The sequence below is a fragment of the Peribacillus sp. GL_122 genome (assembly GCF_057835005.1).
On record NZ_CM174415.1, the window covers coordinates 278,026 to 299,519 of the forward strand.

Annotated in this window: 20 protein-coding genes, 12 tRNA genes and 3 rRNA genes; 34 read left to right on the top strand and 1 reads right to left on the bottom strand. The window is 43.5% G+C overall.

The window, feature by feature from the left end:
- Positions 1 to 35 precede the first annotated feature (35 nt).
- The 14 genes from acpS to AC3ISB_RS01500 all read left to right on the top strand — a co-directional run bounded on the left by acpS (position 36) and on the right by AC3ISB_RS01500 (position 11,383).
- A complete protein-coding gene (gene acpS / locus AC3ISB_RS01435) occupies positions 36 to 386 on the top strand; it encodes a holo-ACP synthase (protein ID WP_053537119.1) in 351 nt (116 codons plus the stop codon).
- A gap of 244 nt (positions 387 to 630) precedes the next feature.
- On the top strand, positions 631 to 1,635 hold the full coding sequence (locus AC3ISB_RS01440; protein ID WP_347941044.1) for a LolA family protein: 1,005 nt from the start codon (positions 631 to 633) through the stop codon (positions 1,633 to 1,635).
- 222 nt (positions 1,636 to 1,857) lie between these two features.
- Positions 1,858 to 3,042 carry an alanine racemase gene (gene alr, locus AC3ISB_RS01445; protein ID WP_480340588.1) on the top strand — a complete coding sequence of 395 codons (1,185 nt, stop codon included), beginning with the start codon at positions 1,858 to 1,860 and terminating at the stop codon, positions 3,040 to 3,042.
- A 160-nt stretch (positions 3,043 to 3,202) separates the two neighbouring features.
- A complete protein-coding gene (locus AC3ISB_RS01450; protein ID WP_034306380.1) occupies positions 3,203 to 3,484 on the top strand; it encodes a CopG family ribbon-helix-helix protein in 282 nt (93 codons plus the stop codon).
- Between the two features lie 7 nt (positions 3,485 to 3,491).
- Complete coding sequence (locus AC3ISB_RS01455) at positions 3,492 to 3,842, top strand: type II toxin-antitoxin system PemK/MazF family toxin (protein WP_034306610.1); 351 nt, start codon at positions 3,492 to 3,494, stop codon at positions 3,840 to 3,842.
- A 417-nt stretch (positions 3,843 to 4,259) separates the two neighbouring features.
- A complete protein-coding gene (locus tag AC3ISB_RS01460; RefSeq protein ID WP_048682050.1) occupies positions 4,260 to 5,087 on the top strand; it encodes an RsbT co-antagonist protein RsbRA in 828 nt (275 codons plus the stop codon).
- A 2-nt stretch (positions 5,088 to 5,089) separates the two neighbouring features.
- A complete protein-coding gene (locus AC3ISB_RS01465) occupies positions 5,090 to 5,446 on the top strand; it encodes an STAS domain-containing protein (RefSeq protein WP_076373142.1) in 357 nt (118 codons plus the stop codon).
- Between the two features lie 3 nt (positions 5,447 to 5,449).
- Complete coding sequence (locus tag AC3ISB_RS01470; protein ID WP_048682056.1) at positions 5,450 to 5,851, top strand: anti-sigma regulatory factor; 402 nt, start codon at positions 5,450 to 5,452, stop codon at positions 5,849 to 5,851.
- Positions 5,852 to 5,860: 9 nt separating this feature from the next.
- Positions 5,861 to 6,871 carry a PP2C family protein-serine/threonine phosphatase gene (locus tag AC3ISB_RS01475; protein ID WP_098372175.1) on the top strand — a complete coding sequence of 337 codons (1,011 nt, stop codon included), beginning with the start codon at positions 5,861 to 5,863 and terminating at the stop codon, positions 6,869 to 6,871.
- 59 nt (positions 6,872 to 6,930) lie between these two features.
- Positions 6,931 to 7,263: an anti-sigma factor antagonist gene (locus tag AC3ISB_RS01480; protein WP_098372176.1), complete on the top strand. Its 333-nt coding sequence runs from the start codon at positions 6,931 to 6,933 to the stop codon at positions 7,261 to 7,263.
- Positions 7,260 to 7,733: an anti-sigma B factor RsbW gene (rsbW, locus tag AC3ISB_RS01485; protein WP_480340587.1), complete on the top strand. Its 474-nt coding sequence runs from the start codon at positions 7,260 to 7,262 to the stop codon at positions 7,731 to 7,733. Before AC3ISB_RS01480 ends, rsbW begins: the two co-directional genes overlap by 4 nt.
- Positions 7,711 to 8,499, top strand: coding sequence for an RNA polymerase sigma factor SigB (gene sigB / locus AC3ISB_RS01490; protein ID WP_480340586.1), 789 nt, complete (start codon positions 7,711 to 7,713; stop codon positions 8,497 to 8,499). The genes rsbW and sigB overlap by 23 nt, the downstream gene beginning before the upstream one ends.
- Positions 8,496 to 9,107, top strand: coding sequence for a PP2C family serine/threonine-protein phosphatase (locus AC3ISB_RS01495; protein ID WP_286177109.1), 612 nt, complete (start codon positions 8,496 to 8,498; stop codon positions 9,105 to 9,107). Before sigB ends, AC3ISB_RS01495 begins: the two co-directional genes overlap by 4 nt.
- Positions 9,108 to 9,199: 92 nt before the next feature.
- A complete protein-coding gene (locus AC3ISB_RS01500) occupies positions 9,200 to 11,383 on the top strand; it encodes a Tex family protein (protein WP_489275368.1) in 2,184 nt (727 codons plus the stop codon).
- Between the two features lie 75 nt (positions 11,384 to 11,458).
- Here the strand turns inward: AC3ISB_RS01500 and cmpA are convergent, their stop codons facing one another.
- Complete coding sequence (gene cmpA, locus AC3ISB_RS01505) at positions 11,459 to 11,578, bottom strand: cortex morphogenetic protein CmpA (protein WP_098372179.1); 120 nt, start codon at positions 11,576 to 11,578, stop codon at positions 11,459 to 11,461.
- Positions 11,579 to 11,661: 83 nt separating this feature from the next.
- On the opposite strand from cmpA, the gene AC3ISB_RS01510 reads away from it, so the two are divergent.
- The 20 genes from AC3ISB_RS01510 to tsaD all read left to right on the top strand — a co-directional run bounded on the left by AC3ISB_RS01510 (position 11,662) and on the right by tsaD (position 21,345).
- Positions 11,662 to 12,126 carry a SprT family protein gene (locus tag AC3ISB_RS01510; protein WP_480340584.1) on the top strand — a complete coding sequence of 155 codons (465 nt, stop codon included), beginning with the start codon at positions 11,662 to 11,664 and terminating at the stop codon, positions 12,124 to 12,126.
- 146 nt (positions 12,127 to 12,272) lie between these two features.
- Positions 12,273 to 12,347: transfer RNA gene (locus AC3ISB_RS01515), tRNA-Asn, on the top strand.
- Between the two features lie 7 nt (positions 12,348 to 12,354).
- Positions 12,355 to 12,445 (top strand) — tRNA-Ser (locus tag AC3ISB_RS01520).
- Between the two features lie 18 nt (positions 12,446 to 12,463).
- Positions 12,464 to 12,535: transfer RNA gene (locus tag AC3ISB_RS01525), tRNA-Glu, on the top strand.
- A 25-nt stretch (positions 12,536 to 12,560) separates the two neighbouring features.
- Positions 12,561 to 12,636: transfer RNA gene (locus AC3ISB_RS01530), tRNA-Asp, on the top strand.
- Between the two features lie 78 nt (positions 12,637 to 12,714).
- Positions 12,715 to 12,789: transfer RNA gene (locus AC3ISB_RS01535), tRNA-Gln, on the top strand.
- A 9-nt stretch (positions 12,790 to 12,798) separates the two neighbouring features.
- Positions 12,799 to 12,874, top strand: a tRNA-Lys gene (locus tag AC3ISB_RS01540).
- 9 nt (positions 12,875 to 12,883) lie between these two features.
- A tRNA-Leu gene (locus tag AC3ISB_RS01545) sits at positions 12,884 to 12,965 on the top strand.
- A 58-nt stretch (positions 12,966 to 13,023) separates the two neighbouring features.
- Positions 13,024 to 13,109 (top strand) — tRNA-Leu (locus AC3ISB_RS01550).
- Positions 13,110 to 13,127: 18 nt separating this feature from the next.
- A tRNA-Arg gene (locus AC3ISB_RS01555) sits at positions 13,128 to 13,204 on the top strand.
- 7 nt (positions 13,205 to 13,211) lie between these two features.
- Positions 13,212 to 13,288, top strand: a tRNA-Pro gene (locus AC3ISB_RS01560).
- Between the two features lie 29 nt (positions 13,289 to 13,317).
- Positions 13,318 to 13,391 (top strand) — tRNA-Gly (locus AC3ISB_RS01565).
- 95 nt (positions 13,392 to 13,486) lie between these two features.
- A 16S ribosomal RNA gene (locus tag AC3ISB_RS01570) occupies positions 13,487 to 15,037 on the top strand.
- A 175-nt stretch (positions 15,038 to 15,212) separates the two neighbouring features.
- Positions 15,213 to 18,145: ribosomal RNA gene (locus AC3ISB_RS01575) — 23S ribosomal RNA — on the top strand.
- A 116-nt stretch (positions 18,146 to 18,261) separates the two neighbouring features.
- Positions 18,262 to 18,377 (top strand): 5S ribosomal RNA (gene rrf / locus AC3ISB_RS01580).
- Together the 16S, 23S and 5S rRNA genes with 12 tRNA genes alongside form the textbook arrangement of a ribosomal RNA operon.
- Before the next feature lie 66 nt (positions 18,378 to 18,443).
- Positions 18,444 to 18,517, top strand: a tRNA-Met gene (locus AC3ISB_RS01585).
- Positions 18,518 to 18,715: 198 nt separating this feature from the next.
- On the top strand, positions 18,716 to 19,168 hold the full coding sequence (gene tsaE / locus AC3ISB_RS01590) for a tRNA (adenosine(37)-N6)-threonylcarbamoyltransferase complex ATPase subunit type 1 TsaE (protein ID WP_098373463.1): 453 nt from the start codon (positions 18,716 to 18,718) through the stop codon (positions 19,166 to 19,168).
- Entirely contained in the window at positions 19,168 to 19,860 is a 693-nt protein-coding gene (gene tsaB / locus AC3ISB_RS01595; protein WP_489275370.1) for a tRNA (adenosine(37)-N6)-threonylcarbamoyltransferase complex dimerization subunit type 1 TsaB, read from the top strand. The genes tsaE and tsaB overlap by 1 nt, the downstream gene beginning before the upstream one ends.
- A 22-nt stretch (positions 19,861 to 19,882) precedes the next feature.
- Complete coding sequence (gene rimI / locus AC3ISB_RS01600; protein WP_101225599.1) at positions 19,883 to 20,335, top strand: ribosomal protein S18-alanine N-acetyltransferase; 453 nt, start codon at positions 19,883 to 19,885, stop codon at positions 20,333 to 20,335.
- Complete coding sequence (gene tsaD, locus AC3ISB_RS01605) at positions 20,332 to 21,345, top strand: tRNA (adenosine(37)-N6)-threonylcarbamoyltransferase complex transferase subunit TsaD (protein WP_489275372.1); 1,014 nt, start codon at positions 20,332 to 20,334, stop codon at positions 21,343 to 21,345. The genes rimI and tsaD overlap by 4 nt, the downstream gene beginning before the upstream one ends.
- Positions 21,346 to 21,494: the final 149 nt, after the last annotated feature.

Here is a 21,494-nt window from a genome sequence, read left to right on the forward strand (position 1 = left end):
ATGCAACCTATTAAATGAATAGAAGAGGTGTAAAAGTGATTAAAGGTATAGGCGTGGACATTACTGAGTTGGATAGAATGGAAACATTGATTAATCGGCAACCCCGTTTAAAGGAGCGTATATTAACAGAAAGTGAAATCTTGATTTTCGAAAAGTTAAATGGAAGAAGGAAGGTTGAGTATTTTGCTGGGCGTTTTGCGGCAAAGGAGGCTTTTTCAAAAGCGAACGGTACAGGGATCGGTAAGCACTTATCCTTTTTGGATATTGAAATCATCTCGGATGATAAAGGAAAGCCGGTGATTTCGAAGCCGTTTTCTGAAGGGGTCCATCTTTCGATTAGCCACAGCAGGGATTATGCGGTTGCGCAAGTCGTAATCGAAGGGTGAATGGAGTTTTGTCCAATCGGGTCATAAACCTTAAGGTTGTCTCATATACATTTAGTGCTATAGGGAGACAAGGCCCGGTAAAAGGTACATGGCAGAGTAGGTGCTCTCGAAAAGTTTTTAGTCGGATCTTAGAATTGGTCCGTGTCTAAAATACTGAGGAATCTAAGACATCAGTCGAGCCAATGTCCGGATCCTGCCTTTTCCTCTCCCTTTTACGTTCAAATGACAAAAAGGGGTTGAAAAGATGAAGAAGATGGTAATGCTTTTTGCAGGGATCATGCTCTTGCTTGCTCTTTCTGCTTGCGGCCAAAAATCACAGAGTGACGTAGTGAGTGAATTGAATGAGAAGCTTGGCGAAATGAAAGGATATAAAGCTAACGCGAAGATGACATTAAAGATGGGGACGGAACCTCAAGTGTATAATGTGGAGATTTGGCATAAGGACCCCTCTTTTTACCGCGTGAATCTGAAAAATGAAGAGAAGGATCAAAGCCAGATGATATTGAAAAATGATGATGGTGTATATGTTTTGACGCCAGCTTTGAATAAAAGTTTTAAATTTCAAAGCGAGTGGCCGGAGAACAGCAGTCAGGCCTATTTGTTCGAGTCGTTGGTGAAAGACATTACGGAAGATAAAAGTGCGACATATAAAGAAACGGATAAACATTATGTCTTTGAAACGAAAACGCGCTACCAAAACAATAAAATGTTGCCATATCAAGAGATTACTATAAACAAAAAGGATTTATCTCCAGTCAGTGTGAAAGTTATGGACCCCGATAAGACTGCATTGGTTCTTGTTGAATTCTCAAAAGTTAAATTCGATACGACTTTTGATAAAGATTCATTTGATATGAAGAAAAATATGACAAGTGCACAACTTGAAGCTCCTGTTATGGCAGAAGTCCAAAATGAGGGGTTTGCGGTGAAATACCCTGAAAATATTGGTGATATGAATTTAACGGAAGAAAAAGAAATTACGACGGAAAAGGGAGAACGAGTCGTTTTGACCTATGAGGGTACAAAAAGTTTTACATTGGTACAGGAAAAAGCTGAGGTGGTTCAAACATCCGTTTCGACGAATGTGAATGGAGAACCGGTTGATTTGGGTTATACTGTCGGAGCCATGACAGGAAATACGATTGCATGGACTTTTGAAGGTGTCGATTATATGCTTGCATCAAAGGATCTGAAACAGGAAGAAATGATAGAAGTCGCCCGTTCGGTTGGGGAAAATCCAGTCAAATAGGATTACATAACAAGCTGATGTTTCCCGTCTCCTTATGAAGGTTTCTTCTAGGTAGGATAGGCGGGGAAGCAGCTTGTTGACATTTTTAATCCTTCCATTTGATTTAGGCTGGCAGCTGGGTAAATTAGAATCAAGGTGAAAAAGCACTTTATATTTCTAGCGGTTGGTTATAGAATGGTCCTATAATGAAACGAAAACTTCGCTACTGGGAAGAATCTTATTGTGAGTGTAGGAAAGAAGGAAAAGGTCTTGGAAACGAAAACATTTCATCGAGATACATGGGCAGAAGTAAATTTGGATAATATTTTTGAAAATATTTCTTCAATGAAAAAAAGTTTAAGAAAAGGTGTTAGTCTTTTCGCTGTCGTTAAAGCGAATGCTTATGGACACGGGGACTATGAAGTGGCTAAAACGGCGCTTGAAGCGGGGGCAGATTTTTTAAGTGTCGCTTTTTTGGATGAAGCTCTCGCCATGCGGAAAAAGGGAATATTGGCTCCGATTCTTGTACTTGGGGCATCGAGGCCTGAAAGTGCAGCGCTTGCTGCCGAGTATGGGATTTCCTTGACGGTTTTCGATGTAGCATGGTTGGAGAAGGCAAAGGATTTGTTGAAACCGGGACAAGTTTTGCAAATCCATGTAAAAGTGGATAGCGGCATGGGGAGAATCGGCATTCGAGATAAAGGCCAACTCATGAAAGTGGAAAGTTTGCTTGAGAGGGAAGCTTGTTTCAATTTTCAAGGGATATTCACTCATTTCGCGACGGCGGATGAAATAAAGACTGACTTTTATGAAGCGCAGCTTGCTTTCTTTAAAGGGATGCTTTCCGAATTGACCAGAAAGCCGGAATATGTTCATGCAGCCAATAGTGCAGCTTCTTTAAGGTTCACCGATCCTGAATGGAATGCAATAAGAATGGGGATTTCCATGTATGGTTTGAGTCCTTCCATGGAGATGAAGCCGATATTGCCATTTCCATTAAAACAGGCTATATCATTGAGAACGAAGATGGTCGCGGTTAAACAGCTTGCCAAGGGTGAAAGCGTTAGTTATGGGGCGACATATACGGCTGAAGGTGATGAATGGATTGGGACTTTGCCAATCGGTTATGCTGACGGCTGGATTCGTAAGCTGCAAGGTCAGGAAGTTCTTGTGGATGGAAAAAGAGTGCCCATAGTCGGAAGGATTTGCATGGATCAATGCATGATCAAGCTTCCTGGACCATACCCTGTAGGAACAGAGGTTACATTAATGGGGAATGATGGGGATGAATCAATTACTGTCGATGAGATAGCGGCAAAACTGGAGACGATCAACTATGAAGTAACATGTATGATAGGAGCAAGAGTGCCCCGCATATATATTAAAGACAATCAGGTGAATCATGTACGCAATTTCATCCTGGAATGACCGGGTTGTAAAAAAATCCTAAGATTGTGAATAAGATTTCCTTTATTATGCTGATAATAAGATTTAGAATAGAATATACTCTTTGCAGATAGGCAATTTAATGGTAATATTGAAAAGGATATATAATAAAGGTGTGTAGTGATGGTGGAGGTGTATGTTTGTGTCTGAATCCAGCGCAACAAGAGAGATATTAATTCGATTACCTCAAAATTTTTTAACAGAGTTAGATGGGTATGCGAGTGAGGAAAATGTGAATCGCAGTGAATTTATTTATCGTGCCACAAAAATGTATCTTCGCGAACGTAAAAAGAAAGAGTTTCGTGAATCGATGAAACGCGGTTATATTGAAATGGCGGCCATTAATTTGACGATTGCTTCTGAAGCCTTCCAGGCTGAATTCGAGGCTGGTCATTGCGTTGAACGATTAGTTAGCGGAGGCTGAGCCATTGATTGTTGTTAAGCGTGGTGACGTATACTTCGCAGACCTTTCCCCGGTGGTTGGTTCAGAGCAGGGTGGGACCCGTCCGGTACTAATTTTACAAAACGATATTGGTAATCGCTTTAGTCCGACTGTGATCGTGGCAGCCATTACAGCTCAAATTCAAAAAGCGAAATTGCCTACACATGTTGAGATTAATGCAAAAAAGTACGGATTCGAGCGGGATTCCGTCATTTTATTAGAACAGATCCGGACCATTGATAAGCAGCGTTTAACTGATAAAATTACGCATCTTGACGAACCGATGATGCAAAAAGTCAATGAAGCTTTGCAAATTAGTTTAGGCCTCATTGAGTTTTAAAGAAAATTTTTCCCGTTAAACCGGGCGTTATTATAATACAAATCATTCTTTATGCTATTTTAGATGACACGATTCCTCCAAATGTGGGAATCGTGTTTTTTTTTGTGAAATAACATGAATATTTGTCCAAAAAGTATCAGCAGGAAATATGAAAAAATTGACGAATAAAAACATTATACAGTTAGATATTGGATCGAACGTTCATTGTTTTTTATAGTATCTCCCTAACTTTTCTTTAATTGATGTTTTTCTTACCTGAATTTTGGGTATGTAGTTATGTTGTAAATACCTAAAAAAAGCAAAAGTGTAGTGGGGAAACTCGAAGAATATCCAAAATGGGAATAAGATTACAGTTAGTTAACATCCTTGTGACGAGGACAGGGAAACATAGCGATTGTGTTAGAATGGGAGGATATTATGAATCAATTGGTTTACGATTTTATTAAGCAAAATCAAGATTACATCCTTACTGAGTGGATGGGCATCATGAAGGAAAGTACGGACGAAAGATTAATTAAAGTCGTCTCAGATCGAATGTTCACGCAAACGAGCAGTGAATTTATAGATATGATCATCACGAACGTTGATAGTAAAAACAAGGAATTCACATTGAAGCTTTCTGATTTTGCCGAGAAAGTCGTCCAATTGGGATGGCCTCTTACTTTCGTCAATGAAGGACTTCATAAATTCACTTTAATTGTCATTAATGGCATGGTGGAAAAGGGTCTGGTTACTCCTGATAATCAAGTCAACCTTGTTAACCATTTGGATAAATGGGCCACACCGATAAATAATGAAATAGTCAATATATATACTCAAACTTGGGAAAGAACGGTTTCCATGCAAAAAATAGCGTTGCAAGAACTTTCGGCTCCGCTCATTCCTGTATTGGAAGGCATTACTGTAATGCCGCTGATTGGTACGATTGATACGGAACGTGCCAAACAGATAATGGAAAACCTGTTGACTGGCGTGGTTAAGCATAGATCTGAAGTTGTACTTATTGATATAACGGGCGTGCCGGTCGTGGATACCATGGTTGCCCATCATATCATTCAAGCTGCGGAAGCGGTTCGATTGGTGGGCGCCAAATGTATACTTTGCGGCATCCGCCCTGAAATAGCCCAAACCATCGTTAATCTTGGAATTAATTTAAATGAAGTGATTACAAAAAATACGTTGAAAAAAGGAATAGAAGTTGCGTTGGAATTAACGAGCCGTAAGATCGTAAAGGTGGAGGGATAAGTATGAGGATTCCGATATTAAAGCTTTATGACTGCTTGTTAGTCTCTATACAGTGGGAATTGGATGATGTGACAGCCCTTCAATTTCAAGAGGATTTACTGCATAAGATTCATGAAACAAGCGCAAATGGCGTTGTTATAGATATTACCTCAATAGATTTTATTGATTCTTTTATCGCAAAGGTATTAGGCGATGTCTTTAGCATGTCTAAGCTTATGGGGGCCAAAGTTGTAATTACGGGGATCCAGCCAGCTGTTGCAATAACATTAATTGAACTGGGAATTAGTCTAGAAGATGTTCTGACAGCATTAGACTTAGAGAAAGGCCTGGAGAAATTACAACAGGAATTGGGGGATTAAAGAATGGAGTTCCAATCCTGCGTAAAAATCATAAATGAATGGGACATCGTAGCTGCAAGGCAGCTCGGAAGAAATGTCGCTAAAGAGTTGGGGTTCGGTACTGTAGACCAGGCCAGGATCACGACGGCCATTAGCGAATTGGCCCGAAACATATACCTATATGCTGGACAAGGCAGTGTTAGCATAGAAAAGCTAAATATAAATGGGAAGTCAGGATTGAAAATCATTGCAGAGGACCAAGGGCCGGGAATTGAGGATATCCGCAGAGTCATGGAAGATGGATATACCACCTCGGGGGGACTGGGCGCAGGCCTTCCTGGAGCCAAACGTTTAATGGATGACTTTGATATCGAATCGATACCAGGTGAAGGGACTAAGATTATCGCTACGAAATGGCTCCGTTAGGGGGGGACTATGGACATTAGGGAGAACATGGAGAAAAAGTATCATGAGGCGCTTTCTACTTATCTTAAAGACCAAAATGAGCAGGCACTCTACCAAGGGCAAAAGATTAGCCGCCTACATATCAAATACAATATATCTCCAGAAGAAATCATCAGTATGCATAAAAATAACTTGATGGAACTTTACCCGGAATTACCGGGAAAAGTATTGGATTCTTTCGATTTTCTGCTAGAAGTCATGATGGGCTACGGCATTGCATACCGTGAACATCAAAGCCTTAGACATCAGCAGCAGGAACTGAAAACGGAAATCGAGATAGCGGCAAACGTTCAACATACTCTTTTGGAAACGAAAATTCCTGATATCAAAGCTCTTGAAATTGGAGCGATCAGTGTTCCGGCTAGGCAGATGAACGGGGATTACTATCACTTCGTCCAAGATGAAAATGAGCGGATAGGGGTAGGGATAGCAGATGTCATTGGAAAAGGGATCCCTGCTGCATTGTGCATGTCGATGATCAAATATGCGATGGACAGTCTTCCGGAGCATCGTCATGAACCGAATAGTGTGCTTGAGAGTTTGAACCGTGTTGTGGAGCATAATGTGGATCCAAGCATGTTCATAACCATGTTCTATGGCTTATATGATCCGCATGACAGGCAATTTTCCTATGCTTCAGCAGGACATGAACCTGGTTTTTACTATGACGCCGCAACGGGTACTTTTAGCGATTTGGATGCAAAGGGCTTGTTGCTTGGAGTTGATAAAAAAACAAGGTATCGCCAATATGAAAAAACGGTGAATCATGGAGACATGATCATTTTATTATCTGACGGAGTAACGGAGTGCCGGACGAATGATGGGTTCATAGAAAGGGAAACACTTATTGGTTTCATTAAAAAGAATATGCATTTGCAAGCCCAGGAAATGGTGAATAATATATATAAACAATTGGAGAAAATGCAGAACTTCCAACTGAGGGATGATTTTACATTAATAATTTTAAAATCAAATGTTTAGTATCTTTTCTGCTGGGTATAGATATAGGAATGAAGAGGATTTGAAGAGGTGGGTCATTGATGAATATAACTGTAGATGTTAATGAATTAAATTCTGAATTTATTGTAAAACTGAAAGGTGAAATCGATGCATATACTGCACCGAAATTAAGAGAATCACTATTTCCGATTTCGGAGCAGGATAATGTTTCGATTACTATTGATTTAACTGAAGTTTCTTATATGGATAGTACGGGACTTGGGGTGTTTGTCGGTGCTTTTAAAAGCGTAAGGGCACATAATGGCGAATTCACTTTAGTTGGCTTATCAGAAAGGTTACGACGTTTATTTGATATAACAGGTCTTGCAGATATCATTGATATAAAAAGTGGTACAGAGGGTGGGTTAGAATGAGTCAAGTATATGATTACATCGAAATGAAAATACCTGCAAAACCAGAATTCATCGGTGTCATTCGTTTAACGCTTTCTGGGATAGGAAGCCGGATGGGATTCGCGTATGATGAAATTGAGGATTTGAAAATCGCTACAAGTGAAGCTTGTACAAATGCGGTACAGCATGCATATAAGGATTCTGAAAAAGGTGAAGTGAAAGTAAGTTTCGGCCTTTATCCTGACCGCTTGGAGGTCATGGTTTCTGATAGTGGTAAGAGCTGTAATTTCGAAGAGGTTCGACAAGGAATCGGTCCATACGAAAATGGACAAAAAGTTGAACTTTTGAGAGAAGGAGGCTTGGGTCTTTACCTTATTGAAACTCTAATGGATGATGTGAAAATTCATCAGCATGATGGGGTTACAGTATTTATGACTAAGTTTTTAGAAGGAGAGCAGGTGGAGATGGATGCAAAAACACTCTCAACCTAACCAGGCACAAAGAGAACAGGTAAATGAATGGATTAGAGCTTACCAGCAGAATCAAGATGAGGAAGCACAGAGCAATCTAGTCATCCATTATAAAAGTTTGGTTGAAACAATCTCCCGTAAATATGCGAAAGGGAAATCATTTCAGGAGGATATCTCCCAAGTCGGCATGATTGGTTTGTTAGGTGCCATTCGACGATATGATGAATCTTTCGGTAAGAGCTTTGAGGCATTTGCTGTCCCTACTATAATCGGCGAAATCAAAAGGTTCCTGCGTGACAAAACATGGAGTGTCCATGTGCCAAGGAGAATTAAGGAACTTGGTCCGAAAATCAGGGTGACTGTCGAGGAATTAACTACAACTCTGCATCGTTCACCAAGAATAGATGAAATAGCCGATAGTATAGGTGTGACTGAAGAAGAAGTTTTAGAGGCGATGGAAATGGGAAAAAGCTATCAAGCTTTATCCGTGGATCATTCTATTGAGGCGGATTCTGATGGCGGTACTGTCACATTGCTTGATATATTCGGGAATGTCGATGAAGGTTTTGAAAAGGTCAATCAGAGACTTGTACTTGAAAAGGTGCTGCATGTGCTGAGTGACCGTGAAAAGATGATCATTCAACATACTTATTTAGAGAATTTAAGTCAGAAAGAAGCGGGCGATAAACTTGGGATTTCCCAAATGCATGTGTCAAGGCTCCAACGCCGCGCGATCAAGAAACTTCAAGAAGCCATTAATGCTGAAAACTCGGAGTTAATTCAGTGATCAAAGATATTCTGAGGGGAGAAAAAATAGAAGTCCTTGTCTCTCAATCGTCTAAAAACGGGATGGTTTATTGTGGTGATGATTACTTTTTTCTTCATACGAAAGAATACTTTGTCTGTGTACTGGCAGATGGTCTGGGCAGCGGGAAAAATGCTTACGATTCCTCCCATGCCGTCATCGAGGAAGTTAAACGTAATCATGAGTTGGATGTCGAGTCACTAATGGCAGTGTGCAATCAAGTTTTAATCGATAAACGTGGAGCAGCCGTTTCCATTTTGAAGATTTTTTATGACAAGAATGAATTTGTATACAGTTCAGTTGGTAACATCCGCTTTTTCCTGTATAATCCAAGTGACGATAAACTCGTTTACCCTTTACCTGTTACAGGGTATTTATCAGGAAGGAAACAAAAATACAGGACGCAGAGATACAAATATGAACCAAATGCAAAATTCATTCTTCATTCCGATGGTTTAGAACTTAAGGGAGCTAAAACTTTTTTGAAAAGGCTGGTCCCTATCGATAAGAACGCCCAAAGCATATTAAAAAGCAGTCCATTAACTGCAGATGATACAACTTTCATTTTAGGAAGCTTACTTTCGCCGTAATTCGGAAGTGAGCTTTTTTGTGTGGAATTCGCAACTTCATCTCTCATTTGCTAGACTATATATATCAGATCAAAACGTTGGAGGTAAACATAATGATCGTTGTAGAAGATACATTAAAAGAATTGATTAAACAAATATCAAATGAGCTAACTTTGAAAAATCATCAAGTCCAAAACGTCATACAGATGCTTCAAGAGGGTAATACTGTCCCCTTTATTGCGCGGTATAGAAAAGAAATGACGGGTTCACTTGATGAAGTGCAGATTCGTTCCATTATGGAAAGATGGAACTATTTAGAAAACCTTGGCCAGAGGAAAGCGGAAGTTACGCGTTCGATTGGTGAACAGGGGAAATTGACGGAAGAATTAACAAGACAAATCGATAAAGCGACAAAACTGCAGGAAGTCGAGGATTTATACAGGCCATTCAAACAAAAAAGGAGAACGAAAGCAACAGTCGCTAAAGAAAAGGGTCTTGAACCATTGGCTAATTGGCTTTTGGAATGTCAATTGCATGCTCGGGTTAGCGAAAAAGCTGCAGAATTCATATCGGCAGAAAAAGAAGTTTCATCTATTGAAGAGGCTATTACAGGAGCGCAGGATATCATAGCTGAACATATTTCCGATGATGCAGAATTAAGGAAGTGGATAAGGGCTGAAATTTTCAAAGCTGGAAAAGTGGTTTCAACTGTGAAAAATGAAGAGAAGGACGAGAAAAAAATCTTCGAGATGTACTATGAATATGAGGAGCCGGTTCAAAGAATCGTACCACATCGGGTGTTGGCGCTGAATAGAGGTGAAAAGGAAGAGGTTTTACGAATCTCCATTCATCCTCGGACTGAAATCATCATTGGTCATCTGGAACGGAAAATCATTAAAAACAACAAATCTGAAGCCCAAGTTGTTCTTAAATCTGCGATTGAGGATGGACTCAAACGTTTGATAATGCCTTCTGTAGAACGGGAAATCAGAAAAGAGCTGACGGAAAAAGCTGAGGATCAAGCTATCCATATTTTCTCTGAAAACCTCCGGAACCTGCTCTTGCAGCCCCCGCTTAAAGGGAAAGTGGTCCTAGCCTTAGATCCGGCATATCGGACTGGGTGTAAGTTGGCTGTCATCGATGAAACCGGAAAGGTACTCGATATCAGTGTAATCTATCCACATCCTCCTGCTGCGAAGCTTAATGCTGCCCGTGAAAAAACGATCGAAATACTTCAGCGGTTCTCGGTTGAGATCGTGGCAATCGGCAATGGTACGGCATCGCGTGAATCAGAGCAATTCATCGCAGATATTATAAAAGAAGTGAAAGGGAACATTTCATATATAATTGTTAATGAAGCGGGAGCAAGCGTGTATTCAGCCTCGGATATAGCCCGTGAAGAGTTTCCGGATCTTCAAGTAGAACAGAGAAGCGCAGTTTCGATAGGCAGGAGGCTTCAAGATCCCCTTGCCGAACTTGTTAAAATTGACCCCCAATCCGTGGGGGTAGGTCAGTATCAACATGATGTGTCCCAGAAAAAGTTAACGGAATCCCTCACCTTTGTAGTGGAAACAGCTGTTAACCAAGTAGGAGTGAATGTTAATACCGCTTCATCGTCTCTATTACAATATGTAGCTGGTTTATCAAAATCGGTTGCTCAAAATATTGTGAAGAAAAGGGAAGAGGAAGGGAAGTTTTCAAGCAGGAAGCAATTAAAGAAAATTCCCCGGCTTGGTGTCAAAACATATGAACAATGTATAGGGTTCTTACGTATCATTAATGGAGATGAACCTTTGGATCAAACCGCGATACACCCTGAGAACTATAGTGCAGTGAATAAATTATTAAAGAAAATGGGATTTACATCTGAGGATTTAGGCAGTGATGCATTGAATGAAGAGTTAGGTAAACTAAATCCGGCTGATTTGGTCGATGAATTGGAAATTGGGGAAATTACGATTAAAGATATCATAGATGATTTGATGAAACCGGGAAGAGATCCTCGTGATGAATTATCAAAACCACTGCTTAAGCAGGATGTACTAAAAATGGAGGATCTGCAAACTGGGATGGAATTACAAGGTACAGTGAGGAATGTTGTGGATTTCGGTGCGTTTGTGGACATCGGTGTCAAACAGGATGGTCTGGTGCATATTTCCAAGCTGAGCAACCGGTTTGTAAAACACCCATTGGATGTAGTTGCCGTTGGGGATGTTGTGACGGTTTGGGTCGAACTGGTTGACCCCAAAAAGCAAAGGGTATCTTTAACGATGCTCGAGCCAAAGGATCAAAACTAGCCTATGATAAACTCCTTCTATATTAGAAGGGGTTTTTTTTGAAGCGATGTATTTATATTTGGAGCACAGTTGAATCTATACCCTGAGACTTTCTTTCTTTTGATAAAAAAACCAACATTGATTCAACATCTTCACTTGATAATAATCCTTTTCATAAAAGGCTTTGCGGATTTGATTCTGGAACCAATTAGGCATAGCTTTTCCTCCCTTAGTTTCCTATTGTATTATTAGTCTATGTTATAATGGGTTGTCATGTTACCAAAGAAAGGGAGGGGGAAATGGATAATCGGCAATTGCAAAAACTAGTAGAAGAAATTTCGATGAAAGACTTTAAAAAGGCCTTTAGACACGAAGCCAGTTTTAATCCGCGTCTCCGAACAACAGGAGGACGATACTTGCTCCGTTCACACAATATAGAAATCAATAAGAAGTATCTTGATGAACGCGGTGTGGAAGAAATGATTGGAATCATTAAGCATGAATTGTGTCATTATCATTTGCACATCGAGAAGAAAGGGTACCAGCATCGTGATGCGGACTTTAAGCATTTACTCAAAAAAGTGGGGGCACCAAGATTTTGCGAGCCGCTGCCATCTAACCAATTAAAGAAAAAGATGAATACTATTCAATATAAATGTGAAAACTGTCAGCAGGTATATATAAGAAAAAAACGAATCGACACTACCCGTTTCGTGTGTGGTAAATGTCGTGGATCATTGATTTACCAAGGGTTTAAGAAGTGAATAACAAAAATATAAAAAAACATAAAAGAACTCTTGACTTTAAGTTGTAACCTCTTTATAATCATAAGAGTCGACAAGATAACAACTTGTCTTAACGACAAACACTAAGGTCCTTGAGCGTGAAAAAGGAACCCAATTTTCATTATTCCGCAGTAGCTCAGTGGTAGAGCATTCGGCTGTTAACCGAACGGTCGTAGGTTCGAGTCCTACCTGCGGAGCCATTTTTTTGGGGAAGTACTCAAGAGGCTGAAGAGGCGCCCCTGCTAAGGGTGTAGGTCGCGTAAGCGGCGCGAGGGTTCAAATCCCTCCTTCTCCGCCAGTTGCATATTTTAATCAAGGCCCATTGGTCAAGCGGTTAAGACACCGCCCTTTCACGGCGGTAACACGGGTTCGAATCCCGTATGGGTCACTTTCATATACATGATCATAATACTGGTCCCGTGGTGTAGCGGTTAACATGCCTGCCTGTCACGCAGGAGATCGCGGGTTCGATTCCCGTCGGGACCGCCATTTTTTTAAAAAAACACTTGCTAAAATAATATTATCGTGATATAATATTATCCTGGCTGTTAATTAGTAATTGTTTATTGGGCTATAGCCAAGCGGTAAGGCAACGGATTTTGATTCCGTCATGCGAAGGTTCGATCCCTTCTAGCCCAGCCATTTTATTTAGAGCCATTAGCTCAGTTGGTAGAGCATCTGACTTTTAATCAGAGGGTCGAAGGTTCGAATCCTTCATGGCTCACCATTTATTTTCGCGGGTGTGGCGGAATTGGCAGACGCACCAGACTTAGGATCTGGCGCCGCAAGGCGTGGGGGTTCAAGTCCCTTCACCCGCACTGATATTTTCTTCTTGACATCAAGTTGAAAAGGTGTTAAACTTACAAAGTCGCTTTCGCGGTCGTGGCGGAATGGCAGACGCGCTAGGTTGAGGGCCTAGTGGGGGAAACCCCGTGGAGGTTCGACTCCTCTCGGCCGCACCAATAACATCATAGAAATTAGCGCCCGTAGCTCAATTGGATAGAGCATCTGACTACGAATCAGAAGGTTGTAGGTTCGACTCCCGCCGGGCGCACCATATTTTACGGGAAGTAGCTCAGCTTGGTAGAGCACTTGGTTTGGGACCAAGGGGTCGCAGGTTCGAATCCTGTCTTCCCGACCATCCTTTCTTAAAATATTTCAAAATTAAATGCGGGTGTAGTTTAGTGGTAAAACCTCAGCCTTCCAAGCTGATGATGAGAGTTCGATTCTCTTCACCCGCTCCATTATTGCTCTTTGAAAACTGAACAAAACAAAGCGCCAACGTTAAATTTTAAGTGAGCACACACTATCAAAAAAGCAAATGAGCAAGTCAAACATTTCTTCGGAGAGTTTGATCCTGGCTCAGGACGAACGCTGGCGGCGTGCCTAATACATGCAAGTCGAGCGAATCGACGGGAGCTTGCTCCCTGAGATTAGCGGCGGACGGGTGAGTAACACGTGGGCAACCTGCCTATAAGACTGGGATAACTTCGGGAAACCGGAGCTAATACCGGATACGTTCTTTTCTCGCATGAGAGAAGATGGAAAGACGGTTTACGCTGTCACTTATAGATGGGCCCGCGGCGCATTAGCTAGTTGGTGAGGTAATGGCTCACCAAGGCGACGATGCGTAGCCGACCTGAGAGGGTGATCGGCCACACTGGGACTGAGACACGGCCCAGACTCCTACGGGAGGCAGCAGTAGGGAATCTTCCGCAATGGACGAAAGTCTGACGGAGCAACGCCGCGTGAACGAAGAAGGCCTTCGGGTCGTAAAGTTCTGTTGTTAGGGAAGAACAAGTACCAGAGTAACTGCTGGTACCTTGACGGTACCTAACCAGAAAGCCACGGCTAACTACGTGCCAGCAGCCGCGGTAATACGTAGGTGGCAAGCGTTGTCCGGAATTATTGGGCGTAAAGCGCGCGCAGGTGGTTCCTTAAGTCTGATGTGAAAGCCCACGGCTCAACCGTGGAGGGTCATTGGAAACTGGGGAACTTGAGTGCAGAAGAGGAAAGTGGAATTCCAAGTGTAGCGGTGAAATGCGTAGAGATTTGGAGGAACACCAGTGGCGAAGGCGACTTTCTGGTCTGTAACTGACACTGAGGCGCGAAAGCGTGGGGAGCAAACAGGATTAGATACCCTGGTAGTCCACGCCGTAAACGATGAGTGCTAAGTGTTAGAGGGTTTCCGCCCTTTAGTGCTGCAGCTAACGCATTAAGCACTCCGCCTGGGGAGTACGGCCGCAAGGCTGAAACTCAAAGGAATTGACGGGGGCCCGCACAAGCGGTGGAGCATGTGGTTTAATTCGAAGCAACGCGAAGAACCTTACCAGGTCTTGACATCCTCTGACAACCCTAGAGATAGGGCTTTCCCCTTCGGGGGACAGAGTGACAGGTGGTGCATGGTTGTCGTCAGCTCGTGTCGTGAGATGTTGGGTTAAGTCCCGCAACGAGCGCAACCCTTGATCTTAGTTGCCAGCATTCAGTTGGGCACTCTAAGGTGACTGCCGGTGACAAACCGGAGGAAGGTGGGGATGACGTCAAATCATCATGCCCCTTATGACCTGGGCTACACACGTGCTACAATGGATGGTACAAAGGGCTGCAAACCTGCGAAGGTAAGCGAATCCCATAAAGCCATTCTCAGTTCGGATTGCAGGCTGCAACTCGCCTGCATGAAGCCGGAATCGCTAGTAATCGCGGATCAGCATGCCGCGGTGAATACGTTCCCGGGCCTTGTACACACCGCCCGTCACACCACGAGAGTTTGTAACACCCGAAGTCGGTGAGGTAACCTTCATGGAGCCAGCCGCCTAAGGTGGGACAGATGATTGGGGTGAAGTCGTAACAAGGTAGCCGTATCGGAAGGTGCGGCTGGATCACCTCCTTTCTAAGGATAATTACGAGAGCGCTTTTGTTTTGTTCAGTTTTGAATGAGTAATTCATTCAAATAGGAAAGAGAAGCATCACGATGTGATGGATTCTTTCTGCTTTGTTCCTTGAAAACTAGATAATAGATAGAAGGCAATTAATTTTTTTCAAAGCATCTGTAAGACTTTTTTAACGGTTAAGTTAGAAAGGGCGCACGGTGGATGCCTTGGCACTAGGAGCCGATGAAGGACGGGACTAACACCGATATGCTTCGGGGAGCTGTAAGTAAGCTTTGATCCGGAGATTTCCGAATGGGGAAACCCACTGTTCGTAATGGAACAGTATCTTTACCTGAATACATAGGGTACTGAAGGCAGACCCGGGGAACTGAAACATCTAAGTACCCGGAGGAAGAGAAAGCAAACGCGATTTCCTGAGTAGCGGCGAGCGAAACGGAATTAGCCCAAACCAAGAGGCTTGCCTCTTGGGGTTGTAGGACACTCAACATGGAGTTACAAAGGAACGGGGTAAATGAAGTGACCTGGAAAGGTCCGTCGAAGAAGGTAAAAACCCTGTAGTTGAAACTTCGTTCCCTCCTGAGTGGATCCTGAGTACGGCGGGACACGAGAAATCCCGTCGGAAGCAGGGAGGACCATCTCCCAAGGCTAAATACTCCCTAGTGACCGATAGTGAACCAGTACCGTGAGGGAAAGGTGAAAAGCACCCCGGAAGGGGAGTGAAATAGATCCTGAAACCGTGTGCCTACAAGTAGTCAAAGCCCGTTAATGGGTAATGGCGTGCCTTTTGTAGAATGAACCGGCGAGTTACGATTTCATGCGAGGTTAAGTTGATGAGACGGAGCCGCAGCGAAAGCGAGTCTGAATAGGGCGAATGAGTATGAGGTCGTAGACCCGAAACCAGGTGATCTACCCATGTCCAGGGTGAAGTTCAGGTAACACTGAATGGAGGCCCGAACCCACGCACGTTGAAAAGTGCGGGGATGAGGTGTGGGTAGCGGAGAAATTCCAATCGAACCTGGAGATAGCTGGTTCTCTCCGAAATAGCTTTAGGGCTAGCCTCAAGATGAGAGTATTGGAGGTAGAGCACTGATTGGACTAGGGGCCCCCAACGGGTTACCGAATTCAGTCAAACTCCGAATGCCAAATACTTATTCTTGGGAGTCAGACTGCGAGTGATAAGATCCGTAGTCGAAAGGGAAACAGCCCAGACCACCAGCTAAGGTCCCAAAGTATACGTTAAGTGGAAAAGGATGTGGAGTTGCTTAGACAACCAGGATGTTGGCTTAGAAGCAGCCACCATTTAAAGAGTGCGTAATAGCTCACTGGTCGAGTGACTCCGCGCCGAAAATGTACCGGGGCTAAACGTATCACCGAAGCTGTGGATTGACACCATTAGGTGTCGATGGTAGGAGAGCGTTCTAAGGGCGTTGAAGTCAGACCGGAAGGACTGGTGGAGCGCTTAGAAGTGAGAATGCCGGTATGAGTAGCGAAAGAAGGGTGAGAATCCCTTCCACCGAATGCCTAAGGTTTCCTGAGGAAGGCTCGTCCGCTCAGGGTTAGTCGGGACCTAAGCCGAGGCCGAAAGGCGTAGGCGATGGACAACAGGTTGATATTCCTGTACCACCTATACATCGTTTGAACGATGGGGGGACGCAGAAGGATAGGGTAAGCGCGCTGTTGGATATGCGCGTCCAAGCAGTTAGGCCGGAAACGAGGCAAATCCCGTTTCCATTAAGGCGGAGCTGTGATGGCGAGGGAAATATAGTACCGAAGTTCCTGATTCCACGCTGCCAAGAAAAGCCTCTAGTGAGATGTAAGGTGCCCGTACCGCAAACCGACACAGGTAGGCGAGGAGAGAATCCTAAGGTGTGCGAGAGAACTCTCGTTAAGGAACTCGGCAAAATGACCCCGTAACTTCGGGAGAAGGGGTGCTTTTTAGGGTGAATAGCCCAGAAAAGCCGCAGTGAATAGGCCCAGGCGACTGTTTAGCAAAAACACAGGTCTCTGCGAAGCCGCAAGGCGAAGTATAGGGGCTGACACCTGCCCGGTGCTGGAAGGTTAAGGGGAGAGGTTAGCGCAAGCGAAGCTTTGAACCGAAGCCCCAGTAAACGGCGGCCGTAACTATAACGGTCCTAAGGTAGCGAAATTCCTTGTCGGGTAAGTTCCGACCCGCACGAAAGGTGTAACGATCTGGGCACTGTCTCAACGAGAGACTCGGTGAAATTATAGTACCTGTGAAGATGCAGGTTACCCGCGACAGGACGGAAAGACCCCGTGGAGCTTTACTGCAGCCTGATATTGAATTTTGGTACAGCTTGTACAGGATAGGTAGGAGCCTGAGAAGCCGGAGCGCTAGCTTCGGTGGAGGCGTTGGTGGGATACTACCCTGGCTGTATTGAAATTCTAACCCGCGCCCCTTATCGGGGTGGGAGACAGTGTCAGGTGGGCAGTTTGACTGGGGCGGTCGCCTCCTAAAGAGTAACGGAGGCGCCCAAAGGTTCCCTCAGAATGGTTGGAAATCATTCGTAGAGTGTAAAGGCACAAGGGAGCTTGACTGCGAGACCTACAAGTCGAGCAGGGACGAAAGTCGGGCTTAGTGATCCGGTGGTTCCGCATGGAAGGGCCATCGCTCAACGGATAAAAGCTACCCCGGGGATAACAGGCTTATCTCCCCCAAGAGTCCACATCGACGGGGAGGTTTGGCACCTCGATGTCGGCTCATCGCATCCTGGGGCTGTAGTCGGTCCCAAGGGTTGGGCTGTTCGCCCATTAAAGCGGTACGCGAGCTGGGTTCAGAACGTCGTGAGACAGTTCGGTCCCTATCCGTCGCGGGCGCAGGAAATTTGAGAGGAGCTGTCCTTAGTACGAGAGGACCGGGATGGACGCACCGCTGGTGTACCAGTTGTCTTGCCAAAGGCATAGCTGGGTAGCTACGTGCGGACGGGATAAGTGCTGAAAGCATCTAAGCATGAAGCCCCCCTCAAGATGAGATTTCCCATGGCGCAAGCTAGTAAGATCCCTGAAAGATGATCAGGTTGATAGGTCAGAGGTGGAAGCGTGGCGACATGTGGAGCTGACTGATACTAATAGATCGAGGACTTAACCATCGCTTTAAAAAAATGAAATACCTTCTTATATTATCTAGTTTTGAAGGAATGAAAATTTCTTCTTGCATTTTGGTTTCATACATGGTATGATAGTAAATGTGCAAAAAAGATTAATGTTTGGTGGCGATAGCGAAGAGGTCACACCCGTTCCCATTCCGAACACGGCAGTTAAGCTCTTCAGCGCCGATGGTAGTTGGGGGTTTCCCCCTGTGAGAGTAGGACGCCGCCAAGCTATAATCTTTGTATTCTTTTTGAGTGATTGGGAATACTATATTTATAAAAGAAACATTTATACCGTCGCGGGGTGGAGCAGTCCGGTAGCTCGTCGGGCTCATAACCCGAAGGTCGCAGGTTCAAATCCTGTCCCCGCAATCATGAAAAAAACGAAACTTAGGTTTCGTTTTTTTGTTTTATCCGAAATTCGAATAATTATGTCCCTAACTTATTTGTTTCTTCTTTTGAAACAAGGTAAACTACATATAGAATGGTTTTTGTTCCATAATATTGCGTTTATGGTTCTCGACATGAACTTTAGGACGTTTTCCTAATAATGATAAAGGTGATTGATATATGCATCAGGTTGAATGGATTTCTCAGAATGAGGAAGAAACAGCGCGATTTGCGCATGAATTGGCACAAAAGCTTTCAAGTGGCGATGTGCTGGCTTTAGAAGGTGACTTGGGTGCTGGAAAGACGGCATTCACAAAAGGGTTGGCTAAAGGATTAGGTGTTACCAGAATGGTGAATAGCCCTACCTTTACGATAATAAAGGAATACATGGGTCGATTGCCTTTATATCATATGGATGTATATCGGGTAAGTGAATCGGAAGAAGATTTAGGCTTTGAAGAATATTTTGATGGTGATGGTGTGACTGTCGTTGAATGGGCCCATTTAATAAAGGATCACCTTCCAGAGGAAATCCTGACCATCTATATTTATCGTCTGAGCGATACAAGCCGGCGTTTTGTTCTGGAAGCCAAAGGCGAACGATATGTAAAGTTATGTAAGGAGATTATTTGATGAAGGTTTTAGCTATAGATACATCGAATTTCACATTAGGGGTTGCCCTGGTAAACGGGAGTCAAGTAATTGGTGAGTATACGACGAACCTAAAGAAAAATCATTCGGTGCGGGTTATGCCAGCAATTGAAACACTGCTGGGGGATTGTGATACTAAACCGAAGGATTTGACTAAGATAGTGGTCGCTCAAGGCCCGGGATCCTATACAGGCGTCAGGATTGGAGTGACGATTGCAAAAAGCTTGGCATGGACACTTCAGATTCCGTTATCGGGTGTTTCCAGCTTAGAGGTTTTAGCAGCTAATGGACGTTATTTTAACGGGTTGATCTCTCCATTGTTCGATGCAAGAAGAGGGCAGATTTATACTGGATTATATGAAATGGAAAATAACTCTTTAAAGACAGTCATTGAAGATTGTAATATTCTATCCTCTGAGTGGGCGAATCAATTGAAGGAATTAAATCGTCCTGTTTTATTCGTTGGTCAAGATGTGGACATTCACCGGGATGCAATTACGGAAGCATTAGGTGATTTAGCTGTATTTGCTCCGGTACAGTCATATAACTCAAGACCAAGCGAACTGGCCTTCATTGGCCTTGATAAGGCTGAAGTCGATGTTCACCAGTTTGTACCGAATTATATCCGCATGGCTGAAGCAGAAGCTAAGTGGCTTGAACAGCAGGGGAAATAAACAAGGAAAGCGACCGATTATTATGAGTAAAACATTGACGTTCCGAAAAATGAATACGGAAGATATCGACCAAGTGCTTAATGTGGAAAAGCAGTCCTTTACTTTGCCTTGGAGCCGGGAAGCTTTTTTTAATGAACTGAATCATAATCAATATGCTGTATACATGGTGATAGAGGATGAAGGGAAAATTGCCGGTTATTGCGGTGCGTGGATCGTCATTGATGAATCGCACATTACCAATATAGCGATATTGCCAGAATACCGAGGGCAAAAGCTTGGGGAAGCTTTGCTCAGGAAGATGATTGAAATCTCCATTTCGATGGGTGTGGTGAGGATGACGCTTGAGGTCCGTGTCAGTAATGCAGTAGCCATTTCGCTTTATGAAAAACTTGGTTTCCAAAAGGGTGGAATCCGAAAAAATTATTATACAGACAATCAAGAAGATGCTTATGTTATGTGGGTGAATTTTTCATGAAAAAAGATCAATTTATATTAGGAATTGAAACGAGCTGCGATGAAACTGCGGCAGCTGTCATAAAAAATGGAACGGAGATACTGAGTAATGTCGTGGCTTCACAAATCGAAAGCCATAAACGTTTTGGCGGTGTTGTCCCGGAAATAGCTTCCCGTCATCATGTAGAACAAATTACGATCGTTCTTGAAGAAGCACTGCTTCAGGCAGGTGTGACATATGAAGACTTGGATGCCATTGCCGTTACAGAAGGTCCCGGACTTGTAGGGGCACTATTAATAGGCGTGAATGCGGCGAAGGCTGTAGCTTTCGCACATGGAATACCTATTGTCGGTACGCATCATATCGCGGGTCATATTTATGCGAATCGGCTTATTCAGGAGATCGAATATCCTGCGCTTTCTTTAGTCGTTTCGGGAGGCCATACGGAATTGGTGCTTTTAGAAGAACCGGGTTCTTTCAAGGTGATAGGGGAGACGCGGGATGATGCAGCAGGTGAGGCGTATGATAAAGTGGCCCGAACCTTGGGGCTCCCTTATCCTGGCGGCCCTCATATCGATAGGCTGGCACAAGAAGGCTCACCAACTTTGAAACTGCCTCGGGCATGGTTGGATGGCAGCTATGACTTTTCTTTCAGCGGGTTGAAATCAGCGGTAATCAACACTTTGCATAATGCTGAACAGCGCGGGGAAAAAATTGAACCTAAAGATTTAGCGGCAAGTTTCCAAGCTAGCGTGATAGAAGTGCTTGTAATCAAAGCTGTAAAGGCTGCAAAGGAATATAATGTGAAGCAGGTATTGCTTGCTGGAGGAGTTGCCGCAAATAAAGGCCTTAGGGAAGCATTAACGGAAGCTTTTAAGGATTTACCTATGGATATATCCATTCCGCCCCTATATCTTTGTACAGACAATGCCGCCATGATCGGTGCTGCTGGCAGTGTCATGTTTGAAAAGGGAAAACGATCTGGTTTGGATTTGAACGGAAATCCTGGATTGGATATCGAAGCATTTTAATTGAAGAGAAGACAGGATCCCTCACTTTGGCATCCTGTCTTTTTATTGTGTTTATAAAAAAATAGAATATTCTGTGGATAAAGTTTTTTTGATAATCATACTGCATGTGTATAAAGTGGTGTTTTTGTGGATAAGTGGATATGTTTCTG